Source organism: Erwinia persicina, assembly GCF_014838825.1.
Lineage (GTDB): Bacteria > Pseudomonadota > Gammaproteobacteria > Enterobacterales > Enterobacteriaceae > Erwinia > Erwinia persicina_A.
This window is the reverse complement of record NZ_JACYMO010000010.1, coordinates 25,116-45,004: the sequence shown is the minus strand read 5'-3', so window position 1 is coordinate 45,004 and position 19,889 is coordinate 25,116. Positions and strand designations below refer to the sequence as shown.

Genomic DNA, 19,889 nt, shown 5'->3' with positions numbered 1-19,889 from the left:
CTTTTCGACTGGTTATCTTCCTGAGGCCAGCGCTTCCCCCTGTAGTGTCTGGACATCTGGATGGCTAATATTATTATGTGTTAGCTTATACCCTTTCGGTCGTTGCCTGCCGTGACAATCCATTAAAAAATGCAGCGCACCCCTTTATTTATTGAGCCTGAGAAAACACGCCCATGACCGCGATAAATCGCCTTGAAATGCGCCAGATCTCCATCGCTTTTGGCGGTTTTGCGGCGCTTAAGTCCGTTGACCTGACGCTGGACGGGCATTCCATTCATGCCCTTACCGGTGCCAACGGTGCCGGAAAATCGACGCTAATGGCGGTACTGTCGGGCGCTTACGATCATTACAGCGGCGAGATCCTGCTGGACGGTCAGCCAGTGAGTATCCGTTCCCCGCGCGATGCCAAACAGCTGGGGATTCACCTGGTACAACAGGAAGTCGATGTGGCGCTGGTCGCCGGCCTGACGGTGGCAGAAAACATCATGCTGGATCGGCTGGCGGAAGGGGGACAGCTCTATCGCTGGGGCGAAATGCGCCGTCAGGCGCGGGCACTGCTGGCGCAGCTGGATGTGCAGATAGACGTCAGGCGCAAAGTGGAGCAATGCACGCTGGCGGAAAAACAGCAGATTTTGCTGGCCCGAGCTCTGTCACATCACTGTCGTTTTCTGATCCTTGATGAGCCCACTGCGCCGCTGGACCAGCATGAAAGTGAAAAGCTGTTTGCTGTGGTTCGTCAGCTGCAGGGGCAGGGTATTGGCGTGGTGTTTATTTCACACCGCATTAATGAGCTGAGTGCAATTTGCGACCGGCTGACCGTCCTGCGCGACGGTGAACTGATTGAAAGCGGCCCGATGCAGGGGCTGAGTGGTGAACAGATCGTCGAGAAGATGCTCGGGCACCAGCTTGATGATATCTATCCCCCGCCGCGTCCACCGTTCAGTGAGGAGACGCTGCTGCATATTGCCGGACTGCATGATGAACATCTGCTGAAAGATATCACCCTGACGCTGCATAAGGGCGAGATCCTCGGGATTGCCGGACTGGCCGGTGCGGGAAAAACCGAACTGTGCAAAGCGCTGTTCGGTGCCAGTAAAAGCCGGGTTCAACAGGGCGAACTGCACGGTAAACCGTGGAAGCCGTCATCGCCTCATGCGGCAGTCGACAACCGTATGGCGCTGATCCCGGAGGAGCGCCGCAAAGAAGGCATCTTTATTGACGAGTCCGTGGTGATGAATCTCAGCGTGACGGCCGATAACAGCTTTTCGCGCTGGAGTCTGTTTGGCCATCGTCAGGCATGGCGCTGGGCAGAAGAGGTCATCGGTAAACTGGGTATCCGCACCACCGGTCCCCGGCAGAGACTGCGCCGCCTGTCGGGAGGAAATCAGCAAAAGGTGGCGATTGGTAAATGGCTGCGTAACAACGCTGACGTACTGATTTTTGATGAACCGACCAAAGGCGTGGATATCAAGGCCAAAACTGACCTGTTCGATCTGATCGACGGGCTGGCCCGCCAGGGAAAAGGGGTGATTTATGCCTCCGGCGAATTTTCTGAACTGGTTGGCCTGTGTGACCGTATCTGCGTGCTGTGGGACGGACGCATTGTGGCGGAAATGGCGGCCAGTGACGTTGATGAAGAGACACTTTTATTATATTCCACCGGAGGAACGCCTGCGTGAGCAGCAAAGAAATTTCCCTGAAGGCGGCACCGACCGTCAGACACCAGCTGTTTGATTTTCTCTATAAGTGGGGAATGTTGCTGACGGTCGTCGCGCTGATCGCTGGCTTTGGCCTGGCCTCGGACAGCTTCCTTGAACCGACCAATATCATCAATATTTTGCGCTCCATTGCCATTGTCACTGTCATTGCCATTGGCGTGTCGATCTCGCTGACGATCGGTGGTTTTGACCTGTCAGTGGGCTCTACAGCTTCGCTGGCGAACTCGCTGGTGATCTCGCTGTTCGTCTGGTACGGCTTCGGTCCGACCCAGGCTATCGCTCTGACGCTGCTGCTTTGTACGCTGGTCGGGTTGTTTAACGCCTTTATGATCGTCGTCCTGAAAATCCCTGACATGCTGGCGACCCTTGCCAGCCTGTTTGTGGTGCAGGGCGTGGCGATGACCTACAGCTTTGGCGGCTCAATTACCGAAAATATGGTTCTGCCGAGCGGAGATATGGCGGAAGGCACAATCCCCGCAGTGTTCTCACTGCTCGGCCAGGTGCCGATTATTGTCATCGTGATGCTCGCGGTGACGGTGGTGGCACAGTTGCTGCTGTCGCTGACCAAGCATGGCCGCCGGATGTATGCCATTGGCGGTAACCCGGAAGCGGCGAGGCTGTCGGGCATCCGCACCACGCGCTATCGCGTGCTGGCTTACGTGATCTCTGCGCTGCTGGCGGGGCTGGGCGGTATTCTGCTGGCGTCGCGTATTGGTTCTTCACAGGTAAACGCCGGTGGCGGGTATTTGATGGATGCGGTGGCAGCGGCCTGGATTGGCTTGTCGCTGGCGGGAGCGGGAAAACCCAACGCGCTGGGCACACTGCTGGGTGCCGTGATCCTGGGGGTATTACAAAATGGCCTGGTGATGTTGTCCGTACCGTATTACGCGATGGACATTATTAAAGGCCTGGTGCTGGCGGTGGCGCTGGCAATAACTTACGTTCAGCGCCGTGAGGCGTAACTTTTCAGACAGGGTAATTATAATGAAAAAAATCACCACATCGCTGCTGGCTCTGAGCCTGCTGACGACAGTACCTGCTTTTGCTGCGGACACAGACGTGCCGGCGGCTATTGCCAACCATGAAGGCCCGGTACGAATTGCGGTGATCCGCAATCTCGGGTCTGACGATAACACCACACAGTTTGTGGCCGGTGCCATTCAGGAAGGACGCAAGCTGGGCTTTAAAGTCAGTACCTTCCTCAGCAACGGTGACGATGCGCGTTTCCAGGATTTTGTTAATCAGGCCATCAGCCAGAAATATGATGGCATCATCCTGTCACACGGCAAAGATCCCTACGCTACCGATCTGGTGAAACGTATTACCGACGCCGGTATTAAAGTCTCGGTGTTCGATACGCCGGTGAATAAAACGATTGAGGGGGTGACCGTGACCGCGCAGGACGATGCGTCTCTGGCGCAGCTCTCGCTCGATCAGCTGGTGAAGGACACCCACGGTAAAGCCAATATCGTCAAGCTTTGGGTCGCGGGTTTCCCTGCTATGGAGCGCCGCCAGGTAGTGTATGAGAAAGTCCTGAAAGCGAATCCGGGCATCCATCAGCTGGAATCCATCGGCGCGGTTTCCTCTGACGTGCAGGGGGATACGGCGAATAAGATCGGCGCTATCCTGGCGAAATACCCGAAAGGCAAGATTGATGCCATCTGGGGCTCATGGGATGCCTTTGCTCAGGGCGCGTATAAGGCCCTGCAGGAAAATGGTCGTACCGAGATTAAGCTGTACAGCATCGACGTGTCCAACCAGGATCTGCAGCTGATGCATGAGAAAAACAGCCCGTGGAAACAGACCGTGGCTGTCGACAGCAAGCTGATTGGGGCGACTAATATGCGTCTGGTGGCGAACAAGATTGGGGGTGAAAGCACTCCGGCTACCTATCAGTTTACCGCCTCTGCCATCTCGCAGGCGCAGCTGGCCGCGCAGAGCGGGGCCGTAAACGTGGCTAATCTGAATAAAATCATTCCGGGCTGGGGCACGTCCAGTGACTTCGTGGCACCGTGGTTTGCTACCCTGGAAGCGAAGTACGCGAAGAAGTAGGGACCTCCGCATCTGACGAAAGCGAACGGCCTGCCCCTATCCCTGGCAGGCCGTTTATTGTCTGCTCATCGTGCAAGACAGACATACAGCGGCGTGGTGCCTTCGGAGACCAGCAGTGCATTGTCGCTGAACTGCGTGAGCCTGAGGATAAAGGCATTACTCGTTATGAGCGCATGATAGAACACCGTGTCAGGGGCGGTATCAATATCTCTGACGATGGTGCTGGCGTAATCCACCTCCATAACGTGATTTTCCGGATGATAGCGCGAGTTCATCATCAGCGTCCTGCTGAGCGTAAAACGCCCTTCCCCCGTGATGAGCTGCCCGGTGAACCCGATGGCAAGGCGCTTACTGCCAAGCGTTGTCAGACTCACACTTCCCTCCATGATGACCCTCGAATCCGGTTTTTCCAGATCAAAATGCACATTGCCTTTGCAGGAAATAGTCAGCTGAGGCTTATCTAAATCCGTTTTACCCCGGGTTAAGCTGATGAAATAAAAGAATATTAAAAAAAGGATAGCTCCACTGGTCAGAAGAATATTTTTCATATTTTTTATTGTTGCTGAAAGTAATTTTCACAGTGCGTAAGTTTTTGGTGACTGCTCTGATAACACTGGGTGATAAAAATGACCTTCTGATCGAAATCTTTTCGCGGAAAGAAATTTACAAACTTAAAGTGGATAGTACTGTGACGTCTGCGACAGTCTATTTTCTGTTCTTTGATAAATAACGTTAATGACTTTATTTTTTCTTCTCTAAAGCTGTGCGGCTCTTCTGATAAGTCAATTATCTGGCACGTACCGATAAAATCTGCTTTTCTCATTTTTGCACTGAACGGATAATTTTTTACCGTAAAGAAGAGTAAAATAAAGAAGACGGCTACCAGACAGGCTAACAAACTTCTTTTAATGGTGAGTGTTAAGTTTTTTCTCCGTTGCAGTAGTGAGAAAATAATGTTAATTATTTTACTGAAACGAATAATAACATTATTGTTTCGTGCAGGTTCCCTCCGGGTAAGCGAAATCTCTGCCTCCAGACGAAACCCCTTTTTAGGGACGGTAATGATAATGTTTTCATTAATACCAAGCTGCGAAAATGTTTTTCTCAGAAAGCTTATATGATTGCTTAAATTACTTCCTGACGGCCGTAGTCCGTGATCTTCCCAGACTGATTTGAGTAAGTCTTCACGTGTTATAGTTTTACCTGAACGTGTAATCAATTCAGTTAAAAGTCTCGAGCTCGGCCTGGGCAGTTGCACCGTGGAATCGTGATTATCTATCAGTTTCAGTAATCCATTAACTGTATCGAAATGGATGATCTGATTAATAAAATAGTCCATTTTAATTTTTCATTAAGATTCCATTGTTTGCCTTTTGATTATCTTAATCCTGAGCTTCTCTGTCAATGGTTGCAGGATGAGCAGATGTGTAGGCTGTTATTGCTCGCTCATGTTTACTTTTTATTATTAATTTCAAGATAAGATTAATTGTTACAGGGATAACACTTAACACTAGTCGTGAAGGATTCACATTTTAGTTTTTTAAGCTGTTTATGTGTTTATTAATAGCATTTAATATTGCAATTATTTAATAATTGATATTAAGTTTTGTTTTTGGCCTGTGCGTACTATCATGGCGTTGCTTTGATTTTGCAGAACTTTTTTTTATGCTTTAAAACGGCAGGAGCCGGACATACCTAAAGGAGAAAGATGATGAGTAAATTCATGAAGAAGAGCGTTCAACGGAAAGCCGTTGTGGATAAAGTGATTACAGCCCTGAATGACTTTTTTGAAGAAAATAGTACGGCAAACTCTTCTTCATCGGTATCAGCCACCACCAGAGACGTTGCTAACCGGTCTGAATTAAGCATTTATAATGCCAGGCATATATTGATTAAGCTGGAAAAAGAGGGTGTTATCACCTCTGTGAAGAAAGAAAAAAGTAAAGGTCTTTTTTGGAATAAAACAGAAAATTTTAGATTGTGATGAGGTTGTGCTTACTGTCGGCGTACCCTTTTTCAGGGTACGCCTTTTTTAAGACCGGGTTCATCGTTAATACCTTCCCCGGGTTTTAGATATCTCGCCGGAACCAGTTGCGCATAAGGGCTATTTCACACTCTTTCCTGGTGGATAGGATTCTGCAATCCTGAGGTTGTAAACCATGGTGGCATTAGGGGGGATCTTCGGTGGCAGTCCCCGGTCCTTGTAGGCCAGCTCAGGCGGAACGACTATAGTGATAGACCCATGGTTTTTCAGTTTGCTTAATGCTTCACTAAAGACGGGAGGATAATCGGCCAGCGGCTGAGTCAGCACCATTCCGCTGGTATCCATATCGGTAATAACATCCCCGTTTGTCAGACTCTCTTTGACCACGACGTCCAGCGCGGCATTTTTCGGCAGGGGAGTATCCCCGATATAACTAATGTTGTACCAGAATCCGGAAGGTGACTTGTGCGTGCCTTTCATTTTGGTAAAGCGCTGCAAATACGCTTTTGTTGCTTTATCTAAGTTGGTTGTCAGTGATTTCTGATCTTTTTCAACACGACTGCTGACTTCTTTTAATGTTTTCCTTAACACGTCAGTGGACAGTTTTGCCTGCCCCTTGAAAGCATCCACTATTCCTGCAAGGACGATAGTCTGATCGCTCGACGTGCCCCAGTTCCGATTTTCTACCTGCATCTGCAAAATTTCATCCCCGAGAGACATACCGATAGCATAAGCCTCGCGGGACTCTTTTTTATTCAGTTTTTCCGGGGTGAGAGCGGGCAGCGAATTTTCGGGCTTCACCTCTTTCTGCTGTTTTTCGCTCGCGGCGAGTTTCGCTAGTGCATCGTCCAGTTTCGCCTGTAGCGCAGCCAGTTTTTCCGCTTGCATCTGCTCTAGCGCTTTTTGTTTGTCTTTGTCGACCGCCGCAACCGTGACCGGTGCATCAGGTTTTGCTGCACCATAGAGATCGATTTGATCCAGTTTTGACTGAAGTGACTTCGCGACCAGCTGGCTCTCTGCCAACTGCTCAGGCGTCGGCCGGGTGGTGAGCTGCGCCTGCAGTTTCACTTTATCACTCTCCAGCGCGGTTTTAGACTGTTGCGCATCGTTGAGCTGTTGTTTTAATTGCTCTAACTGCTGCTGAAGTGCCACCTGCTGTGCATCGGCAGCCGAACGGTCTCCGGCTATCTTTTTCAGTAGCTGCTGTTTTTCATCAGCAAATGTCTGCTGATCGCCCGTATTTTTTGCCGTCAGCGCTTGCAGTGAAGACTGTAGGGAATCTCTTTCTTCGGTGGCACTATCGACTGCTTTACTCCGGGCGGACAGACGCTCTTCAAGCGTCGCAATCTGCTGCTGCAGTGCAGCTTCGCGCGCGCTGGCGGTGCTGGTTTTGCTGTCGCTGAGGGTCTTCAGTTGGTCACGCAGGGAGGTTTCTGTGAGCCGGGCTTCCTGAAGCTTCGTTTTCAGTGCCTGCAGCTGCTGGGTTTCTTCAGCAAACGTCTGCTGTTCAACGGCACGTTTCGCGGTCAGGGCCTGGAGTGAGGACTGCAGGCGATCCCTTTCTGCGGTGGCATTCTCAGCCTCTTTACCGCGTGCGGACAGACGCTCTTCAAGCGTCGCAATCTGCTGCTGCAGTGCAGCTTCGCGCGCGCTGGCGGTGCTGGTTTTGCTGTCGCTGAGGGTCTTCAGTTGGTCACGCAGGGAGGTTTCTGTGAGCCGGGCTTCCTGAAGCTTCGTTTTCAGTGCCTGCAGCTGCTGGGTTTCTTCAGCAAACGTCTGCTGTTCAACGGCACGTTTCGCGGTCAGGGCCTGGAGTGAGGACTGCAGGCGATCCCTTTCTGCGGTGGCATTCTCAGCCTCTTTACCGCGTGCGGACAGGCGCTCTTCAAGCGCCGCAATCTGCTGTTGCAGTGCAGCTTGCGCCTCGGCGGTACTGGTTTTGCTGTCGCTGAGAGTTTTGAGCTGGTCACGCAGGGCGGTTTCCGTGAGTCGGGCTTCCTGAAGCTTCGTTTTCAGTGCCTGCAGCTGCTGGGTTTCTTCAGCAAACGTCTGCTGTTCAGCGGCACGTTTCGCGGTCAGGGCCTGGAGTGAGGACTGCAGGCGATCCCTTTCTGCGGTGGCGTTCTCAGCCTCTTTACCGCGTGCGGACAGGCGCTCTTCAAGCGTCGCAATCTGCTGGTGATACTGCTCAATCTGTTGCTGAAGCCCCGCATCCCGCACTTCACTGTTGCTGGCGGTCTTAAGCTGGTCACGCAGGCCAGTCTCTACCTGCTGCGCGTCATGCAGCTGTTTTTTTAACACCGTCAGCTTATCTCTCAGGGCGCTTTCCCCTGGCGTGAGGCTAAAGATCTGGCGTAAATTGCTCACCATATCCAGCATGGCTTGCTGATCAGCCGGATTGAAATGCGATGCTTTTTCAACAGCACCCGGCTGAGGCTGTTTTAAGGTAGCAGCAGCCTGTTGTAAGGCTGCAATCTGTTTTTCCAGCTGGGTAATCGCTGTATTTTTTTGCGAGATTTTCTGTTCCTGCTCTGTGAGCACCTGCTTCAGTGTCGTCAGCCGTCGGTTATCGTGCTGGGGAGCAGGTTGCTGAACGATGTGAGGGCGAGGTCGTGGCTTCACCGTGTTTTCATGCTCGATCGCGGGGAGTGGCAGTGGGCGTACCGCAGGGGTAGACGGTGGCTTTTGTTCCGCATAGGTAGTCGCAAATTGTAGGACAGCGGGTTCTTCCGCCTCTGCGGCACGGGCATGGTGAGAGGTGGCCACAAGGCAAGCCACCAGTAGGGTAGCGGCTGATAAGGCAAATGGCAGAGGGTATTTATCGGTCATTGATGTGCTTCACCTTTACTGGTCAGGCTGTCCATCAGGGTTTGTGCAATTCGGGCACAGAGCTGATTCGCACGGTAGTGATAAAGCGAATCCACCGTGTCCTGAGTATTAGGATCGACACTTTTACGCAGCCCGTTATATTGCGCTGCGCTTTTCATCAGATAGTCGAATGAGCCATGAAATTTGGTGTACTCCGGTTCGCTCATGACCTGCAGTGCTTCAAGCTGCGCCTGGCAGGTTTTCAGTTTTTCGCTGTCCTGAATGTACTTGGCACTGTGCACTGTCTGCGTGGCACCAGTGGGACGAGCCAGTTTTGACGTTCCCTGGCAGCCTGAGAGTAAAAAAACCGACAGTATGGCGATCCCATTTATGGTTCGGGTTAATGAAATCCTGCAGTTTGTAATCATGAGTCACTCTGAATTAGTCGCTTAACAAATGATGATTGACCGTAACAGGCGAAGCCATACTGTCGGACAGGACAAATGGCACCCTGTCACACTTAATGAAATGGTTCACTTTTACGCAGAGAATCACACCAGCCTTCCTGAATTAACCAGTAATTGAGTTCTGCAGGGCGAACCATATTGAGCTTGGACATAATGTTTCGCTTATGCGCACTGACCGTTTTTTCACTGATATGAAGAAAACGCGCCACACCACCGTTACTGATACCCCGTGCCAGATAGCGGAGAATCTCCGTTTCACGCCTTGTCAGGTTATTGGTAATACGATTTGAACAGGGTTGGACCAGGATATTGCGTAAGCTCTGGAGCTGCTCCCTCTGCTTATTGATGACAGATAAGACGCTGTTAACGGCTTGATCGCGGTAAAGCGTGGCATAGTGATGAATGCTGTGCACTTTCGTTTCGCTTGGGTCATCTTTCGTCTCGCTGTCTTTGATGATAAAAATGCACAGCGGCCGCATGGACATGCGTCGATTCAGATAATGGATATTGGCAACGGATAAGGAATCCTCCGCCAGGAAAAGCATCTTTGCCCGGCTGTTAAAAACACAGTCGGTAAAGTCAGTGTGAATTCCTTGGTTGGAAAAATCTGCAGAAAGACATTTCGCTAATCCATCGGCGTAGAAGCGATTGGCGTCATTGATGACAATGGTGATGTTATTCTTTCTCATGATTCATTACCTGAAGTTATCCTTAACCAGAGACGCTATTATCTCGCTTGAAGAGCGCCTCTACGTGACTCCTGAACAGCTTGACTGTGATACATTATATTGAAAAAGTAACATTAACGATATCTATGTTCTATTGGTTGTCTTATTGCGATATTTAAGTCTCATTTATACGGTTTTTTCGGGTCGATAAATCGCAATTTAAAATTAATGGCTTTTTTTCGACACTTAATGTCGGTGTAATGATTGTGGCTAGAATAATATTTAAAAGTGTCAGCGGTTGTAATGTTATTTGACTGGTTCAGGCAAAGGAATGAAGATGAGAAAAGGGAGCGTTAACGCGTCATGCTGTTTTTTCCAGGTAAGGAAGAGTCTGATAAAACGATATTAAGTATTTTTCTTTGGCGGAGTTTGATGTAAATAGAATGGCGGGAAAGGGTGTTTTTGTAATAAAAAACAGGATGCGACGATCCTGTTTTTTTGTCATTTCGTGGGATCAGAACGCCTTTTTTGCGTAGCCGGTCATCTCTTTCAGACCCATCTCACGGCCCAGGGCGGTAGTGGGATGAACCACAATGATACCGCGCACGCTTTTCTTCAGGGCACCCATATTAGCCTGCTCTTTCTTGGTGATCGGGCGGCTGAAAGGCAGACCCTGCAACTGCTGTGCTTCTTTACTCAGTTTCTCAGCCCGGACGCCGCGCAGACGTTCGATTTCGGCTTCTAACTTATCTTTTTCTTTCAGCAGCTCACCGAGCTTTTCGCTCTCGCCTGATGCCAGCAGTACCGGCTCTTTATGATTAAGGGCATCCAGCTTGTCGCTGAGCTCTTTAATTTCTGACTTGACCTGTTCTTTCATCACGATTGACCATTAAATTGATTCATTACTGCAAAGGATACACGAAAGCGGAGCAAAGAGGGAAAAGGGCGGGTTACTTTTTGAAAGCCTGCTTCAGACTGATGCGCGAGATCAGCGCCGTTAAGGACAGGACCATCGTGGAGCGCACGACCTGCTGATAACGCTGCTGTTGCATGGCCCGCAGCCCGGCATCGTCGCGGGCAAAATCAGGGCGCGGCGGCAGGCCGGTGACGCAGTGCAGTTCGCCAAACGGTCCCAGGATTTCGTCATCAGTGAAACGGTACTCATTGCCGTCGTGATTCAGCTCTTCGCGCAGCGCCATCAGCAGCTCACCGTCTTCGTATTCACTGCGGTTAATCATCCCTAAGCCGTAGATCAGCTTCAGCCGCACCGACAGCTCACCCAGCGGCCCATCGCCAAACAGAAGCGGCTCTACGGCGTATTTAACGGCGTAGTCGTCTTTACGGAACACCTGAACCACCAAGATGTTTACCGCCTCTGCCAGCAGTTCAACGGCGGCGATCAGAAAGCTTCTTACCGATCGTCCGGCATTCAGGCGTTCGAGCACCCGATTTTCAAAAGCCTGTGGTTGTTCCATGAGTGCCTGCATATCATTCTTATGGCGTAAAAACGCCCGCGCGGGCACAGCAGCGGTGCCGTGCCCTGATTTTTCGTCCGTGAGGAGCGCTTGCGCCGTCATTATGCCATAGCGTTCCAGGCCTTCACTACTGCCTTCACCACATCGCTGTCGCTGTCCAGGCCGGAGATGCTGGCCAGCGTGGTGGCAACGTCCTGTTTTGCCAGCAGGTCAGCGAGCTCTTGTGCCTGCGGATCCTGATCGCTGCGATAGTGCAGCGCGGCCGCAATTCCGCTGACCAGATGGTCGTGTGGCAGCTGGTATTCCAGTGCGCCGAGCAGCGGCTTAATCAGACGGTCACCTGCGCTTAGCTTACGCAGCGGCTGGCGGCCAACGCGCTCTACGTCATCTTTCAGGTACGGGTTTTCGAAGCGGCTGAGGATTTTCTGGATGTAAGCCGCGTGCTTCACAGCATCAAAACCATAACGCTCAATCAGCACTGCACCGCTTTCTTCCATTGCACCCTGCACCACGGCCCGGATTTTCTCATCCAGAATGGCATCGCGAATGGTCTGATGGCCGGCCAGCTGCCCCAGATAAGCCGCGATAGCGTGACCGGTATTAAGGGTAAACAGTTTACGCTCAACGAAGGCCATCAGGTTGTCGGTCAGTTCCATACCCGGGATGGCGGGCAGGTCACCTTTGAACTGGGTTTTATCGACAATCCACTCGCTGAAGGTTTCCACGGTCACTTCCAGTGGGTCGCTGTTGCCCGCTGCAGACGGCGGCACAATACGGTCAACGGCAGAGTCAACGAAGCCAATATGGGCTTCCACCCAGGCGTGATATTCGGCGGGGAGAGCGTTCAGCACGTGGCCTTTCAGCTGCGTGGTGCCGCGCACCATATTTTCACAGGCAATAATGTTCAGCGGACGGGTATTAGCGCTATCACTGCGTTTGGCCAGCCCTTTGGCAATGCTGGCAGCAATGCGCTCCAGGATCTGTGGGCCAACCGCCGTGGTAACGATATCAACCTCTGCTACCAGGGCGACGATGTCATCGCTGGTGCTGTTTACGGCATTCACGCCTTTAACGATTTCGACCTGCGCCTGCTCCCCCACCACGTGCACCGGGTACTCACCGCGAGCGTTAAGCGCGTCCAGAATGTTCTGGTTCACGTCGGCGAAAGTCAGTTGAAAACCGGCATCGGCCAGCAGTTTGCCAATAAAGCCACGGCCGATATTACCGGCGCCAAAATGTAATGCTTTCATAATTATTCCCGTATCAATGAGATCAAGGTCGGGCATGTCCCGACCAAAAAAGGGCCGGGCATGCCCAGCCCTACACAGAGGTGCGTTCGTTAAACCGGCTTACGCGCGGGGTTTACCGGACAGAAGGTCAAGCACTTCCTGCACATCGGTGGTGGTCGCCAGGCGGGCGATGACGCTGTCGTCGTCCAGTGCATTGGTCAGGCTGGTGATCACCTGAATGTGTTCGTTGTTACGTGCAGCAATACCAATCACCAGGCGAGCGATATCCTCCGGCTCCTCGCCGAAGTGAACCCCGGCCGGGTACTGGCAGAACACCACGCCGGTTTTCAGCACACGGTCTTTCGCTTCCACGGTGCCGTGCGGTACGGCGATAGACTCGCCAAGATAGGTCGGCGTCAGCTTTTCACGTTCCAGCATGGCTTCAACGTATTCCGGCTCCACGTAGCCACCTTTCACCAGCTGTTCACCGGCAAAGCGGATAGCCTGTTCTTTATCGGCAGCCTGATTACCGAGGAAGATATTGGCGGCGCTCAGTTTGAACAGATGGTCCTGACCATCATCAAAGCTGTCGCTCAGGGCGCTGCTGACTTTCTCGCGGTGACCTGCGCTGCGTCCTGCTTCCACCAGGCGGGCCGTCAGGTCGTTATACAGGCCGCTATCGAGGAAGTTGGTCAGCGAAATATGCTGGGCGTGAGGAGCCTGGCGCATCGCCCGCTCCGTCAGGTCACGGTGGGTGATCACCAAGTCAACATCGCCTGGCAGACTGTTAATGGCCGTATTTGTTACGGAAATCAGCGTCAGACCCGCATCGTTAACCTTCTTACGCAGTACACCGGCACCCATGGCGCTGGAGCCCATTCCTGCATCGCAGGCGACGATGATTTTGCGCACGTGGCTCAGGTCGCCGTGCAGGCCATCAGCTGCGGCAGCAGGTGCCCCCGACTGACCTTTAGACTGAGCTTTCATTTCCTGCACGCGGCGGGAAGCGGCTTCGATATCGTCATCTTCTTTCACTTTGCTGGTTTTCAGCAGAATGGCCGAGACGACGAAGGAGACGGCAAAGGCAGCAAAGATCGCGGCGATGTTCGCGAAGTAAGCCCCTTTTGGTGTCATGGCCAGTACCGCAAGGATAGATCCCGGAGAGGCTGGCGAGACCAGGCCACCGTTCAGCAGCGTCAGGGTAAAGACACCGGTCATCCCACCGAGGATAACCGCCAGAATCAGGCGCGGATTCATCAGCACGTACGGGAAGTAAATTTCGTGAATACCGCCGAGGAAATGGATAATCGCAGCACCACCGGCAGACTGTTTGGCATTGCCACGGCCGAAGAACATATAAGCCATCAGTACGCCCATACCCGGGCCCGGGTTCGCTTCGATCAGGAAGAAGATCGACTTACCGGCTTCACTGGCCTGCTGAATACCCAGCGGCGAGAAGATGCCGTGGTTGATCGCATTATTCAGGAACAGGATTTTGGCCGGTTCCACAAAGATAGAGGTCAGCGGCAGCAGGTTGTTCTGCACCATCAGATTCACGCCAGCTGCGAGAATATGGGACAGGCCTTCCACCAGAGGACCGATCGCCAGGAATGCAAGGATAGCCAACAGCATGCCGATGATACCGGCAGAGAAGTTGTTCACCAGCATTTCAAAGCCGCTTTTGATCTTACCGTCAACCAGGCGGTCGAAGGTTTTGATCGCCCAGCCGCCCAGCGGGCCGGCAATCATCGAGCCGAGGAACATCGGCATATCAGCCCCGACAATCACGCCCATGGTGGTGATTGCCCCCACCACACCGCCGCGATCGCCGCCCACCAGACGGCCACCGGTATAACCAATCAGTAACGGCAGCAGGTAAGTGATCATCGGACCAACCAGCTTCGCCATGGTTTCGTTTGGCAGCCACCCGGTTGGAATAAACAGCGCGGTGATAATACCCCAGGCGATAAACGCGCCGATATTTGGCATTACCATGTTGCTCAGAAAACGACCAAAGTTTTGAACTTTGATCTTGATATCTGATGAGGACATATAAAACACCCCTTATGAGTACGCGCCGACAAATAAGAGAGCGCGTTGATTTTTGTTTTAGACCTGACAGTGGGAAGCCATCAGTATCACTGTATGCAGGCGGACTCTATCACGCGAATTTGACGCTGCGTAGGTGTCGGAATATTTGTGATCCATATCACGGTTTGTGGGCGGTTAAAGGGGGGTGGTGAGTGATGTAGATCACAAATATTCAGGCATCATCAAAATAACGCTGAAAAAATAGCCGGGTAAGCTCATGTTTTGTGATTTAAATCACCTTTTCATTTTGTTGATTTGTTCTGTTTTTGTGATGTAAATCACAAGTTATTTTCAGCGTAAAAACGTCAGATCACACTTTCCGCGATGGACTTTCACTTTCCTTATCCTGCTACTCACTCAACGTCGGTAGGGAAGGAAAACACTGTAAAGCGAACAAATAAGCGTTTGTCTTAAGTTATGGATTTAATACGATTATATTACCAGCGCTATTCCATTAGTCTTAGCTCACCGAACAGACTGATCGGTAAAGGATTCCATCTAAAATACAAGGGAAAGTTATGACTATTCGTGAATTAAATAGAGAAGAAGTTGCTACTGTCAGCGGTGCACGTTTAAGCGGCGAAAGCTTTTTCCAGTCCCTGAAAGGCGTTGAGCAAATGGCAAAGCTGTATGCTGCCGTAACTCCGGAATATGCGGGTAAAGACTGGCGTTATATTGCTGCCGTTGAGCCTGGCCTGAACGCCGGTATGAGCCAGCTGATTGATATGTTTGGCTGCAATGGTAAACAAAGCCTGGCTAACTGGGCGCGTGATTACGCCTAAGTTACGTTCGCGAGGGAAGGGCCACTTTGTGGCCCTTTTTTAATTCTGTCCGGTCTTAGCGACTGGCGTTCAGTACGCTTTGCGCCTGGGTCAGTGCCCTGGCATTAGCGCTGAGATTACTCATCAGTGCATTATATTGTGTGGCCTGAGCCTGGCTCGGGAACTGGATCGCCGAGCCGTTAAAGCTGACGTTCGCCCCCTGCTGCTGCAGGAAGTCCCCGGTCTGAACGGCATCCTGGCTCAGTGCCTGAAGCGCAGGCAGAAGCGGTGCCAGAGTGGTCGCCGGCTGCGTCACGACAGTGGTGTAGACGTTGTCATAGACCGTTTTCAGGTCTGATGGCTGCTTCAGTGCTGCCTTGCTGCTGTCGGCCTGGGTTTTTGCTGCCTGAATTTGCTGAGTCAGCACGCCCAGCGAGCCGCTTGCCTGACGCAGTGCATCACGGCGCGTCAGATAATCCTGCGGCGTGCGGATCGCCGACAGTTCATCCACGACGGGTTTGAGCCCGGAATCCACCGCGCGGTTTACCTGCTGTGAGAAACCAAAAAGAATGGCGTAGTCGCTGACGTAGGGGCCGAATTTCTGCTTCTGGTCTTCACTCAGGCTTGGCAGATGCTCACCGCTGCGCATCACGGTGTTTTGCAGGAAATCGATAAACGCTTTGCGCTGATCGGCTTCATTGTCGCCACAGCCGGTAAGCTGTAACACCATGAATAGCGCCATAAAAGGCACCAGCAGACGGGTCCAGATGCGTGATGATCCTGTCATCATAAGAAATTAACTCCTGTTAACAAAGACTTATTGGTTTTATTCAAACAACAAATGTTGCGTAAAGAATAGTCGAAATCAGTTTTGATGGATAGCGATGTCTGTGTAACTTATTTTTTCGTTGTTTTTCCCGGCCAGGTTTTCAGCAAGTTGAAAAAATAAACAAAAAATATGATCCAGATCTCTCAAAATGATCTAATACTTATGATCCTGGCTTTCCCCTGTGCTGCCCCAAAAAGCGTCCCAGTGGCTGTTGTATGCCAGCATTGAGAATCTGGATATAAGGTTCTTTCCCTCTGGTTGTTCACGTTTAGTGAGTTTTTGAGGAGTGCTTATGGAGACTAAAGATCCGATGTCTGAACTGCTTTCCAGCCTGGAGCAGATTGTTCTGACCCGTAATGTGATGCATACCCTGCCAGCCATGAAAAGTGAAGTGGCACCCCCTGAGCCAAAAAGAGTTCGGGAAATTACTGGTATGCAGATTGCTGAGTTTGCCCAGGCACTGGGTGTCAGTGTTTCTTCGGTGAAAAGCTGGGAAGCGAAACGCACCAAGCCGTCCGGTAGCGCGCAGAAGTTAATGCAGTTGATCCACTCGAATCCGTGCATCAGCAGACAACTGCTGGGCTGACAGAAAAAACCCGCCAACGGCGGGTTTTGTATTTTCGCGGGCAATCAATGATTTCCTGGCTTTCCTGTCAGTGATACAGCGGCACATCACCTTTCAGTTTCCGCTCCTCCTGCAAACGATCGCAATGTTAATGACGGACGCCGATGTTGCGGTCCGCCCGTCAAAACATCACCTCACTGCAGCAGAGAGATATCCGCCACCTGCAGGAACAGCTCGCGCAGTTTCGCCAGCAGCGTCAGTCGGTTGATACGGATTTCTTTCTCCTCGGCATTGACCATCACACGCTCGAAGAAGTTATCCACCGCTTCACGCAGCTGCGCCAGTTCAATCAGCGCATCCTGGTAGCGTCCTTCCGCGAAGAACGGCTGCAGTTTGCTGCTCAGTGCCGACACATAGGTCGCCAGCTTGATCTCTTCATTCTCTTTCAGCAGTGACGCCTGCACGCTGTCGTTCAACGGCTCGGTGGCTTTAGCGAGAATATTCGAGACGCGCTTGTTGGCGGCCGCCAGGCTGGCTGCCTGCTCCAGCGTACGGAAGTGCGATACCGCCTTCATCCGCGCATCGAAGTCTGCCGGGCGCGTCGGACGACGGGCCAGCACGGCCTGAATGGTGTCGACGCTGTGGCCCTCTTCCTGATACCAGGTACGGAAACGGCCGAGCATAAAGTCGATGACTTCATCAACGGCTTTAGCGTTAGACAGTTTGCTACCATACAGGCGCACGGCTTCTTCGGTCAGAGTTTGCAGATCCAGCGGCAGGTTCTTCTCAACGATAATACGCAGCACGCCCAGTGCGGCACGGCGCAGGGCAAACGGATCTTTATCGCCTTTCGGGTGCTGACCAATACCGAAGATCCCCGCGAGGGTATCCATTTTGTCAGCAATCGCCAGCGCACAGGCCACCGGGTTGGACGGCAGCTGATCGCCGGCGAAGCGCGGCTGATACTGCTCGTTCAGCGCTACGGCGACGTCTTCTGCTTCGCCATCGTGACGCGCGTAGTGCATGCCCATCACGCCCTGGGTGTCGGTGAACTCGAACACCATATTGGTCATCAGGTCACACTTCGACAGCAGGCCCGCACGGGTAGCGTGATTCACATCTGCACCAATCTGCGCGGCAATCCAGCCTGCCAGCGCCTGAATACGGTCGGTCTTGTCACGTAGGGTACCCAGTTCTTTCTGGAACAGCACGGTTTCCAGACGCGGCAGGTTATCTTCCAGACGGCGCTTACGGTCACTGTTGAAGAAGAACTCGGCGTCGGCGAGGCGTGGGCGGACCACTTTCTCGTTGCCGGAGATAATCTGCTGTGGATCTTTTGACTCAATATTGGTGACGAAGATAAAGTTCGGCAGCAGGTTGCCCGCTTTGTCGTACACCGGGAAGTATTTCTGGTCGCCCTTCATGGTGTACACCAGCGCTTCGGCCGGCACCGCGAGGAACTTCTCCTCAAACTTCGCCGTCAGCACCACCGGCCACTCCACCAGGGCGGTCACTTCTTCCAGCAGGCTCTCGCTCAGGTCAGCCATGCCACCAATCTTCGCGGCGGCTTCTTCGGCCCCCGCTTTGATCAGCGCCTTACGCACTTCGAAGTCCGGCTGCACTTTGCCGCGCTCAACCATAATCTGCGGATACTGGTCAGCGCTGTCGATAGTGAACTCAGGTTCACCCATAAAACGGTGGCCGCGAAGGGTGCGCGCTGAATCAATACCGAGGATTTTCGCCGGGATCAGCTCATCGCCCAGCAGCAGCGTCACGGTGTGTACCGGGCGCACGAACTGCACCTCGGACGCGCCCCAGCGCATCAGTTTCGGGATCGGCAGTTTCGCCAGCGAGGTGGCGATCATCGCCGGCAGCAGGACCTGGGCGCTTTCGCCGGTCACCTGGGCGCGATACAGCAGCCACTCGCCTTTGTCGGTGCTCAGGCGCTCGGCCTGGTCAACGGTGATGCCACAGCCACGGGCCCAGCCTTCAGCGGCTTTGCTCGGCACGCCGTTAGCATCAAACGCGGCCTGAATGGCCGGGCCACGTTTTTCGACTTCGCGATCGGGCTGTGCAGCGGCCAGGTTCGCCACTTTCAGCGCCAGGCGGCGCGGGGCAGCAAACCAGCTGACTTCGCCGTGGGCCAGGCCAGCGGTGTCCAGCTCAGCGGTAAAATTAGCCGCAAAGGATTCCGCCAGGCTGCGCAGGGCTTTTGGTGGCAGCTCTTCGGTGCCGATCTCCACCAGGAAGGTTTTTTCAGTCATGGCTGCCTCTTATTTCTTGTTATTGCACATCGGGAAGCCCAGTGCCTCGCGGGAGGCATAGTAGGCTTCAGCCACGGCTTTCGTCAGGGTGCGGATGCGCAGAATGTAGCGCTGACGCTCGGTGACGGAGATCGCTTTACGCGCGTCCAGTAGGTTAAAGCTGTGTGCGGCCTTCAGAATACGTTCGTAGGCAGGCAGCGGCAGCGGTTTTTCCAGCGCCAGCAGGCTCTGCGCTTCTTTCTCGTACTGCTCGAAGCAGGTAAACAGGAAGTCGACGTCAGCGTATTCGAAGTTGTAGGTAGACTGCTCCACTTCGTTCTGGTGGAACACGTCGCCGTAGGTGGTTTTACCCAGCGGGCCGTCGCTCCACACCAGATCGTAGACGCTGTCCACGCCCTGAATGTACATCGCCAGTCGCTCGAGACCGTAAGTGATCTCGCCGGTCACCGGCTTACACTCCAGGCCGCCAACCTGCTGGAAGTAGGTGAACTGCGTCACTTCCATACCGTTCAGCCATACTTCCCAGCCCAGGCCCCAGGCTCCCAGGGTTGGGTTTTCCCAGTTATCTTCCACAAAGCGGATATCATGGATGGTCGGGTCCATGCCCAGCTCTTTCAGGGAACCGAGGTACAGCTCCTGAATGTTGTCCGGGGACGGCTTGATGATCACCTGGAACTGGTAGTAGTGCTGCAGGCGGTTCGGGTTTTCCCCGTAGCGGCCATCGGTCGGACGGCGCGACGGCTGCACGTAGGCAACGGCGGTCGGCTCCGGGCCCAGCGCACGCAGGCAGGTCATAGGATGGGACGTACCCGCGCCGACTTCCATATCCAGCGGTTGGATAATGGTGCAGCCCTGGCGAGCCCAGTAATCCTGTAAGGTCAGGATCAGCCCCTGAAAGGTCTTGGTATCAAACTTTGGCATGTTGATTTCGCACGCGATACGAGTCGTTATAAAAAGTGGGCGTCAGTATACCCTTTG

At 52.8% G+C, this 19,889-nt stretch carries 18 protein-coding genes; 6 read left to right on the top strand and 12 right to left on the bottom strand.

Features of this window, described 5'->3' with window-relative positions:
• Positions 1-173: 173 nt before the first annotated feature.
• Genes IFU29_RS18560 through IFU29_RS18550 form a run of 3 tightly spaced genes read left to right on the top strand, consistent with a single transcriptional unit; the run spans position 174 to position 3,770 of the window.
• Positions 174-1,679, top strand: a complete 1,506-nt coding sequence (locus IFU29_RS18560; RefSeq protein WP_191935222.1) for a sugar ABC transporter ATP-binding protein — start codon at positions 174-176, stop codon at positions 1,677-1,679.
• Positions 1,676-2,680 (top strand): ABC transporter permease, encoded by a 1,005-nt coding sequence (locus IFU29_RS18555; RefSeq protein WP_191935221.1) that lies wholly within the window; start codon positions 1,676-1,678, stop codon positions 2,678-2,680. Before IFU29_RS18560 ends, IFU29_RS18555 begins: the two co-directional genes overlap by 4 nt.
• Positions 2,681-2,702: 22 nt before the next feature.
• Positions 2,703-3,770 carry a sugar ABC transporter substrate-binding protein gene (locus tag IFU29_RS18550; RefSeq protein ID WP_191935220.1) on the top strand — a complete coding sequence of 356 codons (1,068 nt, stop codon included), beginning with the start codon at positions 2,703-2,705 and terminating at the stop codon, positions 3,768-3,770.
• Positions 3,771-3,835: 65 nt separating this feature from the next.
• On the opposite strand, the gene IFU29_RS18545 is transcribed toward IFU29_RS18550, so the two are convergent.
• Positions 3,836-4,144 carry a hypothetical protein gene (locus IFU29_RS18545; RefSeq protein WP_191935219.1) on the bottom strand — a complete coding sequence of 103 codons (309 nt, stop codon included), beginning with the start codon at positions 4,142-4,144 and terminating at the stop codon, positions 3,836-3,838.
• Between the two features lie 179 nt (positions 4,145-4,323).
• Positions 4,324-5,109, bottom strand: a complete 786-nt coding sequence (locus IFU29_RS18540) for a winged helix-turn-helix domain-containing protein (RefSeq protein ID WP_191935218.1) — start codon at positions 5,107-5,109, stop codon at positions 4,324-4,326.
• Positions 5,110-5,478: 369 nt separating this feature from the next.
• On the opposite strand from IFU29_RS18540, the gene IFU29_RS18535 reads away from it, so the two are divergent.
• On the top strand, positions 5,479-5,754 hold the full coding sequence (locus IFU29_RS18535; RefSeq protein WP_244633746.1) for a FaeA/PapI family transcriptional regulator: 276 nt from the start codon (positions 5,479-5,481) through the stop codon (positions 5,752-5,754).
• 120 nt (positions 5,755-5,874) lie between these two features.
• On the opposite strand, the gene IFU29_RS18530 is transcribed toward IFU29_RS18535, so the two are convergent.
• The 7 genes from IFU29_RS18530 to IFU29_RS18500 form a co-directional block, all read right to left on the bottom strand.
• Positions 5,875-8,583, bottom strand: coding sequence for an FKBP-type peptidyl-prolyl cis-trans isomerase N-terminal domain-containing protein (locus tag IFU29_RS18530; protein ID WP_191935217.1), 2,709 nt, complete (start codon positions 8,581-8,583; stop codon positions 5,875-5,877).
• Positions 8,580-8,864 (bottom strand): hypothetical protein, encoded by a 285-nt coding sequence (locus IFU29_RS18525; protein ID WP_191935216.1) that lies wholly within the window; start codon positions 8,862-8,864, stop codon positions 8,580-8,582. Before IFU29_RS18525 ends, IFU29_RS18530 begins: the two co-directional genes overlap by 4 nt.
• 218 nt (positions 8,865-9,082) lie before the next feature.
• Entirely contained in the window at positions 9,083-9,718 is a 636-nt protein-coding gene (locus IFU29_RS18520) for a response regulator transcription factor (protein ID WP_191935215.1), read from the bottom strand.
• Positions 9,719-10,211: 493 nt separating this feature from the next.
• Positions 10,212-10,574, bottom strand: a complete 363-nt coding sequence (locus tag IFU29_RS18515) for a YibL family ribosome-associated protein (RefSeq protein WP_191935214.1) — start codon at positions 10,572-10,574, stop codon at positions 10,212-10,214.
• Between the two features lie 73 nt (positions 10,575-10,647).
• Positions 10,648-11,184, bottom strand: a complete 537-nt coding sequence (mtlR, locus tag IFU29_RS18510) for a mannitol operon repressor MtlR (RefSeq protein WP_244633745.1) — start codon at positions 11,182-11,184, stop codon at positions 10,648-10,650.
• Between the two features lie 89 nt (positions 11,185-11,273).
• Positions 11,274-12,422 carry a mannitol-1-phosphate 5-dehydrogenase gene (gene mtlD, locus IFU29_RS18505; RefSeq protein WP_191935212.1) on the bottom strand — a complete coding sequence of 383 codons (1,149 nt, stop codon included), beginning with the start codon at positions 12,420-12,422 and terminating at the stop codon, positions 11,274-11,276.
• 99 nt (positions 12,423-12,521) lie between these two features.
• A complete protein-coding gene (locus IFU29_RS18500; RefSeq protein WP_191935211.1) occupies positions 12,522-14,453 on the bottom strand; it encodes a PTS mannitol transporter subunit IICBA in 1,932 nt (643 codons plus the stop codon).
• Positions 14,454-15,010: 557 nt separating this feature from the next.
• Between IFU29_RS18500 and IFU29_RS18495 the strand changes: the two genes are divergently transcribed.
• Positions 15,011-15,274: a hypothetical protein gene (locus IFU29_RS18495; RefSeq protein ID WP_191935210.1), complete on the top strand. Its 264-nt coding sequence runs from the start codon at positions 15,011-15,013 to the stop codon at positions 15,272-15,274.
• A 55-nt stretch (positions 15,275-15,329) separates the two neighbouring features.
• Here the strand turns inward: IFU29_RS18495 and IFU29_RS18490 are convergent, their stop codons facing one another.
• Positions 15,330-16,043 (bottom strand): DUF3053 domain-containing protein, encoded by a 714-nt coding sequence (locus IFU29_RS18490; protein ID WP_191935209.1) that lies wholly within the window; start codon positions 16,041-16,043, stop codon positions 15,330-15,332.
• Positions 16,044-16,374: 331 nt separating this feature from the next.
• On the opposite strand from IFU29_RS18490, the gene IFU29_RS18485 reads away from it, so the two are divergent.
• Positions 16,375-16,668, top strand: coding sequence for an HTH-type transcriptional regulator (locus IFU29_RS18485; RefSeq protein WP_191935208.1), 294 nt, complete (start codon positions 16,375-16,377; stop codon positions 16,666-16,668).
• Positions 16,669-16,841: 173 nt separating this feature from the next.
• Here the strand turns inward: IFU29_RS18485 and glyS are convergent, their stop codons facing one another.
• Positions 16,842-18,911, bottom strand: coding sequence for a glycine--tRNA ligase subunit beta (gene glyS / locus IFU29_RS18480; protein WP_191935207.1), 2,070 nt, complete (start codon positions 18,909-18,911; stop codon positions 16,842-16,844).
• A gap of 9 nt (positions 18,912-18,920) precedes the next feature.
• The gene (gene glyQ, locus IFU29_RS18475; protein ID WP_154753307.1) at positions 18,921-19,832 is read right to left on the bottom strand and encodes a glycine--tRNA ligase subunit alpha; all 912 of its coding nucleotides are present in this window, start codon (positions 19,830-19,832) and stop codon (positions 18,921-18,923) included.
• Positions 19,833-19,889 lie beyond the last annotated feature (57 nt).